General features: G+C 54.3%; 8 protein-coding genes. 6 read left to right on the top strand and 2 right to left on the bottom strand.

Features of this window, described 5'->3' with window-relative positions:
* Window positions 1-514: HlyD family secretion protein (locus INT19_RS11930; protein ID WP_193060897.1), on the bottom strand; the 514-nt coding region annotated here is incomplete at its 3' end.
* A 17-nt stretch (window positions 515-531) separates the two neighbouring features.
* On the bottom strand, window positions 532-2,034 hold the full coding sequence (locus INT19_RS11925) for an efflux transporter outer membrane subunit (RefSeq protein WP_193060896.1): 1,503 nt from the start codon (window positions 2,032-2,034) through the stop codon (window positions 532-534).
* Between the two features lie 347 nt (window positions 2,035-2,381).
* Here INT19_RS11925 and INT19_RS11920 point away from each other — a divergent pair, with 347 nt between their 5' ends.
* The 6 genes from INT19_RS11920 (at window position 2,382) to INT19_RS11895 (ending at window position 10,724) form a co-directional block, all read left to right on the top strand.
* Window positions 2,382-3,752 (top strand): MFS transporter, encoded by a 1,371-nt coding sequence (locus INT19_RS11920; protein ID WP_193060895.1) that lies wholly within the window; start codon window positions 2,382-2,384, stop codon window positions 3,750-3,752.
* A 168-nt stretch (window positions 3,753-3,920) separates the two neighbouring features.
* Entirely contained in the window at window positions 3,921-5,711 is a 1,791-nt protein-coding gene (locus INT19_RS11915) for an acyl-CoA dehydrogenase (RefSeq protein ID WP_193060894.1), read from the top strand.
* 199 nt (window positions 5,712-5,910) lie between these two features.
* Window positions 5,911-7,284 carry a solute carrier family 23 protein gene (locus INT19_RS11910; protein WP_193060893.1) on the top strand — a complete coding sequence of 458 codons (1,374 nt, stop codon included), beginning with the start codon at window positions 5,911-5,913 and terminating at the stop codon, window positions 7,282-7,284.
* 46 nt (window positions 7,285-7,330) lie between these two features.
* Complete coding sequence (locus tag INT19_RS11905) at window positions 7,331-8,962, top strand: acyl-CoA synthetase (RefSeq protein WP_193060892.1); 1,632 nt, start codon at window positions 7,331-7,333, stop codon at window positions 8,960-8,962.
* Window positions 8,963-8,980: 18 nt separating this feature from the next.
* Window positions 8,981-9,829 carry a 3-hydroxybutyryl-CoA dehydrogenase gene (locus tag INT19_RS11900; RefSeq protein WP_120385545.1) on the top strand — a complete coding sequence of 283 codons (849 nt, stop codon included), beginning with the start codon at window positions 8,981-8,983 and terminating at the stop codon, window positions 9,827-9,829.
* A 121-nt stretch (window positions 9,830-9,950) separates the two neighbouring features.
* Window positions 9,951-10,724 (top strand): enoyl-CoA hydratase-related protein, encoded by a 774-nt coding sequence (locus tag INT19_RS11895; protein ID WP_038482272.1) that lies wholly within the window; start codon window positions 9,951-9,953, stop codon window positions 10,722-10,724.
* Window positions 10,725-10,822: the final 98 nt, after the last annotated feature.

The raw sequence follows: 10,822 nt of genomic DNA, 5'->3' as shown, positions 1-10,822 counted from the left end.
TAGCGGCGGCAACGGCTGCTCGTGCACTATTGACCCGAGCACGATCATCATCAAGTTCTTGTGCCGAAGCGGCTCCTTCCCGCGATAAGGTTTCCGAGCGAGCCAAGCGGCGTTGAGCCGCATCAAGTTCACTTTCACGCTGAGTCACGACGGCCTGAGCGGCAAGATGGTCGCTTTGCCGCAGAGCAACCTGTGCTTCCGCACTGAGTACGGCATTGAGTGCTTGTTGATACTGGGCTCTTGCCTCATCGCGTTGCGCCTCCAGTACCTGGATCTGCATGCGCGCCAGGGGTTGACCAACGGTGACAAATTCGCCTTCATCGACCAGGACTGCGTCAACGCGTCCAGGAAGCTTGGTAGCGATATCGATTTCAGTGGCCTCGATACGCCCATTACCGCTAGCAAAGCCTTCCCCCAGGCCTTCGTCGCGTAATTCAGTCCAGTAATAGTAGCCTCCAGCAGCAATAAGGATTACCCCAGCGGCAAGGATCAGTTTCTTAAGCGAAGAGTGCATATTGCTAGGCCCTAATGTCATTCAGCATGAGGTGGAGTAAGAGCGGAAGTGCTTGTCACAGCAGCTGATCCGCCGCCGAGAGCCGTGTATAAGGCCACTCGGGCTGACAGCAGTTGGCGGCGAACTGCTAGCCGCTGCTGCTCGGCGGAAAGCAAGTCGCGCTGTGCATCCAGGACTTCTAGGTAGGGCACCGCACCGTTTTCATAGCGCAGCATGGCTAAGCGAGCACGCTCGCGCTGTACTGCTAACATGTCATTGGCAGTTTCTACTTGTTCAGCCAGCCAGTGGTTAGCAGCCAGCGCATCGGCAACATCACGGAAGGCTTGCTGGATGACTTGCTCATATTCGACTATGGCTTGTTCGTGGCGTAACTCGGCCAGCGTCAGGTTGGCTTTTCGGCGTCCGCTATCAAAAATGGGCAGTGACAGGGTGGGGGAAAAATTCCATGCCTGGCTATCAGTTCCTAGCAGGCCGTTCAAGTCAGCACTCGCCGTGCCCAAACTACCTGTCAGCGCGATACGTGGGAAGAAAGCCGCCCGCGCAGCGCCAATATTAGCGTTAGCAGAACGCAGTAGGTGCTCGGCAGCGCGAATGTCGGGGCGGCGGGTCATTAGCTCCGATGGCAGCCCCGGCGCGAGAGGGGGCAGAACATCATCCGCTATTTTATCCCCGTCACTTGTTACCTTTTCGATAGGTGAACCAACTAATAGCGCCAAGGCGTTGGCTTGCTGAGCATGGGCTTGCTCCAACTGAGCACCTAGTGCCTTGGCCTGCTGCAGCAACATTTCAACTTGGGTGAGTTCCAGTGGTGAAGTTGCGCCTACTTCAACGCGCCGAGTAAATATCCGCAGTGACTCTTGCCGACTGTCGATGGTGCGGCGGGCTAGGTCCAAGCGCAAATCTAGTTCCTGAAGACGAAAATAGCTGTCGGCAACCTGAGCGATTAGGCTGATTTCGGTGGCACGCCGCGCTTCGTCGGTGGCTAGGTACTGCTCGAGGGCAGCCTCATTAAGGCTGCGTATTCTCCCCCAGAAATCTAGTTCCCAGCTGCTAAAGCCGACGCCCGCCTGGAACTGATTGCCAATCCGCGTACGTCCGCTAGGGCTCAGGTCAGAGGGTGTGCGTGAACGCTCACCAGCAGCTTGCACGCCAAGTGTGGGTAGCAACTCTGCATGTTGAATACCATAGGCTGCACGTGCTTGCTCAACGCGCAATAAAGCACTTCGCAAATCATAATTAGTGGTCAGTGCCTGTTCGATCAGCGCTTGTAGCCTGGTGTCGGTGAAGTAGCTGCGCCAAGCAATATCAGCACCAGCAGCCGTTGTTGGCATGCCCCCATCTGGGTAAACATCGGGCAATGTTGCTGCTGGCACCGAGTGAGGGGGGGCCAGCGAGGTGCAGCCAGACAGGCCCAGGACTAGCAGCATGATCGCTAAATATGCCACCTTGTCTTGTTGCTTAGGGGCGGACCGATATTTCATGCGAATGACCGCAGGTAAGGGAGCGAACGTATTGGGCATCTGATTGGCCATGGCAAATAGAAAGGAGACCTCTCCGTGTCAAATGAGTCGATACAGTGCGTGTGTCTCAGCCTGGAAGGCGTCAGTATGGCAATGTTTGTTCTAGCATTTGTTGATGTAGGGCAAGAGGGCTAATGACGCAGCCACCGCATTCAATATCGGCTGCTTTCTGGTGAGTTGCAAATGCGCTTCTCACTATTGCGGATTACACTGGCAATGGGTAGCGAAAAAAACTGGTGAAACCCACGGAACGAGTGTAGATTCGCCGCCCGATTCTGCGGTTGGAGTTTTCTCCGGCCATGTGTTAGCCCTGAAGGGGGCTTTTATTCTGTGAGGCAAGAAGCGATATGTCGCGGCAACTGCTAGCCATGGCGTTAGCGCCCTTATTAGGGCTATTTATTCTTGGGATTGGCAATGGCTTTCTCGCCACGCTGATCTCCGTGCGGCTAGACGCTGCGGGTGAGTCGGCAACGGTGATAGGTATTGTCTCCTCGGCTTACTTTATTGGCTTAGCACTTGGCGCGCTATTCAATGACCGGCTGCTGCTGCGCATAGGGCACATTCGTGCATACGGTAGCTTCGCCTCGTTGGTCGCTGTCACGGTGCTGTTGCAAGGGCTGTTTTTCGACCCTTGGGCATGGTTTGCGCTGCGTTTAATTGGCGGCTGGGCCACCGTGGGCGTTTACTTAGTGATTGAGAGTTGGTTGCTGACATCAGGCGAGCAAAAAGTACGTGGCCGCTTGCTAGCGATGTATATGATCTCGCTATATGCCGCGGGCGTGATTGGGCAGTTGCTATTAGGCGTCACCAGTGCCATGGGGGTGACAGCGCCCTTTATGGTGATTGGCCTATTGGCATCGTTATCGGTGTTGCCCATGGCCATGATTCCGCGGGTGTCACCCATTATGGAGCACGCTGAGCCGCTACCGCCGCACCGCTTGATTACGATGACGCCAACCGGGGTAATGGGAAGTTTAGGGTCTGGCATGGTGGTGGCTGCCGCCTACACCTTGCTGCCATTGTATTTGCAACGCATTGGTATGAGCGTCAACCAGGTGGGGCAAATGATGGCCGTCGTGATTCTTGGCGCCATGTTGCTTCAGTATCCGATTGGACGCTGGTCTGACCGTCACGACCGCCAACTCGTATTGATCGCCATCAGCACTTTCTGTGTGGTGATTTCCGCGGCCATGATATGGCTTCCGATGTCGACCCCTTTACTGGCGGCGCTGCTGTTTTTACTCGGTGGCGGTGTCTTTGCGCTTTACCCGGTGGCGGTTAGCCATGCCGCTGACCGTGCTCCGGCGGGAGCGCTGGTACGTATGAGCCAGGGCCTGCTATTGATCAACTCTATTGGGGCTACCATCAGCCCGCTAATGATTTCTCCAGTAATGACAGCGATGGGCGATGCTGGGTTGTTCTGGGCGTTTGGCTCGCTGAGCCTGTTTTTTGTTGTATTTTTCAGCTGGCGACGCAGTGTGCGGCCTGCGCCAGTTCCTGTGGCTCCCTTTACACCGACAACGCCGATGACCGCAGCAGGTGCCGAGCTAGTGGTTACTGAGGAACTGATGCAAGGCGCGCTCGAGCATGAGCACCTGGAAGACCTTTCTGATGTTGTGCCTGACGTGGATGCTGTCGAACCCATCGTTGGCCCACCCTCAGAAGATCAAACTCATATTGTTTATTACGATGATGTGGAAACTGAGGCGCGTCGATAACCCGTGCTGGGAGTGGGTGAAACGTAGCCAAAAACGCAGCTAGCGGACTGACGTTAATTCAGCAGGTGAGACCTTGGGCTAATGGTGTGATGAAAGTAGTGAAACTACTATTCGTGATAGTGTTTTTACTAATTGCTATTTATCACCGATTTTCTCTGAGGTTTCGCCATGAATTATTATGCCGCGCCGGTACGCGATTTACGTTTTGTACTCGAAGAGCTACTCGCGCACCGCTCGCTTGCACTGCCTGGCTTCGAAGAAGCCACGCCCGACTTGGTCGAGGCGGTGCTGGAAGAGGCAGCAAAGCTTGCAGGCGATGTGTGGGGGCCGCTAAATAGTGTCGGTGATCGACAAGGTGCTAAGCGCCACACCGATGGCAGTGTCACCACCTCAGAGGGTTTCGCAGCGGCCTATCAGGCGTATGTAGAAGGCGGCTGGAACGGCATTGGTGTTTCGGAAGCGTTAGGCGGACAAAACTTACCTGAGGTGGTCGCCAGCGCTGTTCAAGAAATGCTTCACGGTGCCAATATGGCCTTGGGTCTTTGCCCTATGTTGACGGCAGGCGCGATCGAAGCGCTGGCGCATCATGGTAGTGAAACGCTAAAAACGACCTATCTCCCCAAGCTCGTTGAAGGTACCTGGACAGGTACCATGAACCTGACGGAGCCTCAGGCAGGCTCCGACCTGTCTAAAGTACGTACCAAAGCCATCCCTGAAGGCGACCATTACCGCATTAGCGGCCAAAAAATCTATATCACCTGGGGCGAACACGACGCCGCCGAAAATATCATTCACCTTGTGCTGGCGCGAAAACCCGATGCGCCCGAAGGCAACAAAGGCATTTCGCTGTTCCTAGTGCCGAAGTTCCTGGTTAACGCAGACGGCTCGTTGGGCGAGCGCAACGACGTCACCTGTGCCTCTATCGAGCATAAGCTGGGCATTCATGGTTCGCCTACCTGCACCTTAAGCTTTGGCGAAAACGACGGCGCTATTGGGTATCTGGTGGGTGAAGAGGGACGTGGTCTTAACCACATGTTCACCATGATGAACGAAGCGCGCCACAAAGTGGGTATTCAAGGTATCGGGGTGGCTGAGCGTGCCTGCCAGCATGCGTTTGCTTACGCCTTGGATCGCACTCAGGGGAGAGCGCCTAAATCTCGTGGTGGTAACGAATGCTCGATCAGCGACCACTTAGATGTGCGCCGGATGCTGCTCTCAATGCGCGCCCGCACCGATGCCCTTCGTGCTCTGGCGCTTTACTGCGCTGGCCAGCTTGACCTTGCCCGACACAGTGAAAGCGACAGCGAGCGCCAAGCTGCTCAGGCGTGCGCCGATGTGCTGATCCCTATCGTCAAAAGCTTTTCGACCGACCAAGCCGTGGATATCGCCTCAATGGGTATTCAGGTACATGGCGGCATGGGTTATGTGGAAGAAACGGGTGCCGCCCAGCTGCTTCGGGATGCACGCATCGCGCCTATTTATGAAGGCACGAATGGCATCCAGGCCCTCGATTTGGCGGGGCGTAAGTTACAGCGTGATGGTGGAGCCGCGCTATCTGCGTTAATTGATGAAGTGCAAAAAACCGCTGAGACAATGCGCTCAGAGCCTAACCTTGCAGTTATGGGCAGTGCGCTGGCGGTCGGTGCCGATGATCTGCGTGCCGCCATGCAGCTTGTGCTTGAGCAAGGCAGTGACCCGCAAACTGGCCCAGATGCAGTGCAGGCTTATGCAACGCCGTTGCTCAACCTAGCTGGCCATGTGCTATGTGCTTGGCAAATGGGCAACGCCGCACTTCACGCGACCAGAGCGCTGCAAAAAGGCAGCGATGAGCCGTTTTATCGCGTCAAGTTGTCCAGCGCCAACTTTGTTATCACCCAGTGGCTGCCTGCTGGCCGCGCGCAACGCGCGGTTATCGAAGCGGGTATGCAGTGCCTGAGTGATTTCGAATTAACACCATAAACCACCGACAAGCTTAAGTGCTTTAACCACTTATTTCCGCCGGCCCATTGGGTCGGCGGCTTACGTTAAGACGCAATGAAACGGTCGTTTTAAAACGTATCGTTGTGCTTAACCGCGCCAGTGCGCCTGTGCGTATTGTTGCGCTGACTCTTTTTCCCGGTTCACAACAACATTAATGACTCAAACCAAGGAGTACTTCATGCAACTTAAGCACCGCCAGCACGGCGAAGAGCAGCCATATTGGCCCTTAGGGCCGTTTAAAGTGCGGCTCCCCTTTGTCCATTATCGCTGGGAAATGGCGGAGATGATTCAAGGACTCATCATGTTTGTGGTTAGTCTGGCGATGATTCCACTTTTAGAGCAGTACCTTGGTTTACCTTATGATGTTGCCTTGGCTTATGTGGTGGTGTGCGGCGTCGGCTTTATGCTCCCTGCGCTGTTAGGCGTGCCAATGGTGCCTGGTTGGATTACGCCTGCGGTGCCGGTGGTGTTAGCCTTCCTAGGAGATTTTGAGTCAGGCCCAGAGGCTATTCAGGCGCTGTTTGCACTTCAATTCTTGGTCTTTCTGATTTTCTTAATTTTAGGCGTCACTGGGCTGGGCCGTAAGCTGGTTCACTTGGTGCCTAACTCCCTCCAGGCAGGCATTATTATTGGTGCCGGTATTGCGGCTATTACTGGTGAAATACAGCAGGGCGGGCGCTTAGCTGAGACCCCGGTGTCACTGATCGCTGGTATGTTAATTGCCATATTTATGCTTTTTTCAGTGGCCTTTAAGCGCTGGGTAGAAGAACACGCGATCATGCGCAAAATTGCCAACTACGGCATGGTGCCAGGCATGATTATTGCGATCCTGGTGGCTTGGGCGATTGGTGAGTACCCGCGCCCTACTATTGAGTGGGGGATTACCCAGCCGAACTTCACCGAGATGTGGAACTACCTACCCTTTACGGTCGGCTTTCCTGGCGCTGATGTCTTTATGCTGGCCATACCCACCGCGGTGATCGCCTACGTCATCGCGTTCGGCGATATTGTCGTCGGGCGGACGTTGATGTCCCGTGTTGACCATATTCGTAGCGATGAAAAAATCGACTACAGCACGGATCGCATCCACCACGTCACCGCTATTCGTAACGGCATGCACGCTTTCTTTGCTCCCTATCCTGGTTTGGCGGGCCCGATCTGGACGGCCGTTACGGCCACCATGGCCGAGCGTTATAAAAATGGCCGCCATGCGATGGAATCGATTTATAGCGGCGGTGGCACTTTCTGGATTACCGGCTTTATTGCGCTGTTCACCCTGCCATTGGTCAGCATGTTTCAGCCGGTGTTGCCCATTGCGCTCTCGCTTACACTGCTGCTGACTGGCTATATTTGCTTAATGGTGGGTATTGAACAGACTAAAACCACTGCTGAGCGTGGCGTTGCAGGCACGATGGCCGTCGTTCTGGCGGTATATGGTGCAGGGTGGGGGTTAGCCGCCGGAGTCGTACTGTACGTGTTAGTGCAAAAAACAAATATGTTCGGGCGTGAGCCTTCGGCTACCCAAGACGCGGAAGAGCAAGATCAGCGCTAACGATAAAGATGACCAACACCAAAACGATCAACATAAAAGGTGATTTATGAACGCATCCATTTTTGAGCAGGGCATGCCGCCCACCGTTGCTAATCATGTACCGCTCTCTCCGTTGACGTTTATTGAGCGTTCGGCGGCGGTGTATCCCGATTACCCGGCGGTGGTGCATGGCACAACACGCCGCACCTGGGCAGAAACCTGGACCCGCTGTCGCCAATTGGCGTCGGCGCTTGAAAAACGCGGCCTTCAGCCCGGCCAAACGGTAGCGGCGATGTTGCCTAACATTCCGGCGATGTTTGAAGCCCATTTTGGGGTGCCTCTAGCTGGCTGCGTGCTCAATACCTTGAATATTCGCCTGGATGCCGAAGCAATCAGCTACATGCTGGCCCATGGTGAAGCGAAAGCCGTTCTTGTTGACCCTGAATTTGCACAGGTCATCAACGAAGCCGTTGCCTTATTAGACGATAAACCGCTGATTATTGACGTTTTCGATCTAGAGTTTTTAGGCGAAACTCAAGGCATCGGTGAGGTTGAGTACGAAGCATTGCTCGCTGAAGGTGATGCTGACTATGTCTACAAACTGCCTGAAAATGAGTGGCAAGCGATTTCACTGAACTACACCTCGGGCACCACGGGCAAGCCCAAAGGGGTGGTTTACCATCACCGTGGCGCCTACCTAAACGCGGTCAGCAATATCTTAGAGTGGGCCATGCCGCATCATCCGGTCTACCTCTGGACCCTGCCGATGTTCCACTGTAACGGCTGGTGTTTCCCCTGGACAATTGCCGCCAACGCCGGTGTTAGCGTGTGCCTGCGCAAAGTTGATCCAAAGCGGATCAACGACCTGATTGTGGATGAGAAGGTCACGCACTTCAGCGGTGCGCCGATTATACTGAACGGCCTTGTCAACCTGCCTGCTGATCAGAAGCGTGAATTTGATCATCCCGTTAAAGTGACCACTGCCGGTGCCGCGCCGCCTGCATCAGTGATTGCTGGTGTAGAGAAACTCGGTATTGAAGTGACCCATGTGTATGGGTTAACCGAGGTTTATGGCCCGGTGACGGTGTGCGCTTGGCGTGAATCGTGGAATGAGTTGCCGTTGGAAGCCCGTGCCAAAATCAAGGCGCGCCAAGGGGTGCGTTACCACATGCTTGAAGCGCTTTGCGTCGCCGATCCGTTGACCCTTGAGCCCGTCGCGAAAGATGGTGAAACCATCGGTGAAATTTTGATGCGCGGCAACAACGTAATGAAGGGCTATCTGAAGAATGCCGAAGCCACTGAGAAAGCCTTAGAAGGAGGGTGGTATCACACCGGCGATCTCGCAGTTTGGCACGCGGATGGCTACATCGAAATTAAAGACCGCTCTAAAGACATTATCATTTCTGGCGGTGAGAATATCTCCACTATCGAAGTAGAAGATGCCATTTATAGCCACCCAGCGGTAGAGGAAGCCGCCGTTGTGGCCAAGCCCGATGAAAAGTGGGGCGAGACTCCATGCGCGTTTGTTAAATTAAAAATCGGTTATGGTGAAATTACCGAAGCCGACATTATTGCTCATTGTCGAGAGCACTTAGCGAACTTCAAAGTACCGAAGACCATCATTTTTAGCGAACTGCCAAAAACGTCAACGGGCAAAATTCAAAAATTTGTTTTGCGCGAAGAAGCGAAACAGAAATGATTCAGGGGATACAGAACGATGAGTGAACAACCAATCGGTGTAGTGGGAGCAGGCACCATGGGGCAGGGGATCGCTCAGGTCGTCGCTGCCAGTGGTTTTACGGTTCGTCTCTTTGATGTTGCCGATGAGCAGCTTACCCGCGCCCAAGCCAATATTGATAAAGGCCTTGGCAAGCTGGTCGCAAAAGAAAAAATGAGTGAGCCAGCTAAGCAGGAAGCGCTGGCGCGGCTTTCCACGACCACTGATCTCGAAGCATTGAGTGACTGCGGTATTATTATTGAAGCCGCACCAGAACAACCCGCGCTGAAAGAAAAGCTGTTTCGTGATCTGAGTCATTTAAGCAGCGATGCTATTCTTGCCTCTAACACTTCGTCACTCTCGCTAACGCGGTTGGCCGCTGTGTGTGAGCGACCCGAGCGGGTAGTAGGCATGCACTTTTTCAACCCCGTGCCGGTGCTCAAGTTAGTGGAAGTGATTCGTGCCGAGCAGACCTCTGACACCACCGTTGAGCGCATAGAAGCGTTGGCAAAGGCGCTGGGTAAAACAGCGGTACCGATTGGTGATTCGCCAGGCTTTGCGGTTAATCGCTTGTTGGTGCCGATGATTAACGAAGCCGCTTTTATTGTTCAAGAAGGAACCGCAACGCCAGAGGCCATCGATGAAGCGATGAAGCTTGGCGCTGCCCATCCAATGGGGCCGTTGGCGCTGGCGGATTTGATTGGCCTTGATGTTTGTCTGGCGATCATGAACGTGTTGCAGGAAGGCTTTGGTGATCCTAAATATCGCCCCTGCCCGCTGCTAAAGCGCATGGTAGATGCGGGGTATCTGGGACGTAAGAGCGGTCGCGGATTTCATATATACGAGTGAGCACGCGTAAGCGCATCAGGTCAGTCAAGCGCGACAAAAGAAGTGATTGCCTACCAACCAAGCGTTCGCTAGGGTTGGTAGGTGTTCACTTTAAATGCGTAATAACAATTAAGGAGCCTGTATGAGCGATGCAGTGATTGAAAAAGTTGATAACGACGGTGTGGTACGCCTAACGATTAATCGCCCTAAGGCATTGAATGCACTGAATAGTGATGTGCTGAGTGCCTTAGAAGCTTATCTTGTGGAGCTTGAAACGCATCCACGTTTACGCGCTGTCATCATTACCGGTGCTGGTGAAAAGTCGTTTGTTGCCGGTGCTGATATCACCGAAATGCGCGATAAAACGCCAGAAGAAGCGCGTGCTTTTGCTACCCAGGCACTGCGTACTATTAAGCGCTTAGAAACGTTGCCCGTGCCGGTGGTCGCGCTAGTGAACGGGTTTTGCCTTGGCGGCGGCTGCGAATTGGCGTTGGCCTGCGACTGGGCGGTAGCTAGCGACAACGCTGTCTTTGGCCAGCCAGAAGTGTTGCTAGGTGTGATTCCTGGCTTTGGTGGCACCCAGCGTTTGCCGCGCCGTGTTGGCCCCGCGATGGCGATTGATCTAGTAACTACTGGCCGCAAAATCGATGCTCAGGAGGCGCTGCGCATTGGGCTAGTCAACCGAGTCATGCCCCAAGCTGAGCTTGAAAGCTATGTAGAAGAGCTCACCAAGCAACTTAAAGGCAACGGCCCGCTGTCAGTACGCGGCGCGAAGCAAGCCGTTCACGATGGGTTAGATCAAGACCTTGATAGCGCTTTGGCGCTGGAAACCAGCCTGTTTGCGCTCTGTTTTGCCGGCGAAGAGCAGAAAGAGGGCATGGGCGCTTTCGTTGAGAAGCGTAAACCCAACTTCTAAGCGTTCACTCATTCAATTTTACTTCTTTAGGGGGTGGCGCTTGCGCTACCCCCGTTTTGTTTGCCCGGCGAAGCCGGCAACCCCGGACACCTGAAAGA

Origin of the sequence: Halomonas sp. 3A7M (genome assembly GCF_014897875.1) — a bacterium.
Classification (GTDB): domain Bacteria; phylum Pseudomonadota; class Gammaproteobacteria; order Pseudomonadales; family Halomonadaceae; genus Vreelandella.
This window is presented reverse-complemented; position numbering and strand designations above follow the sequence as displayed.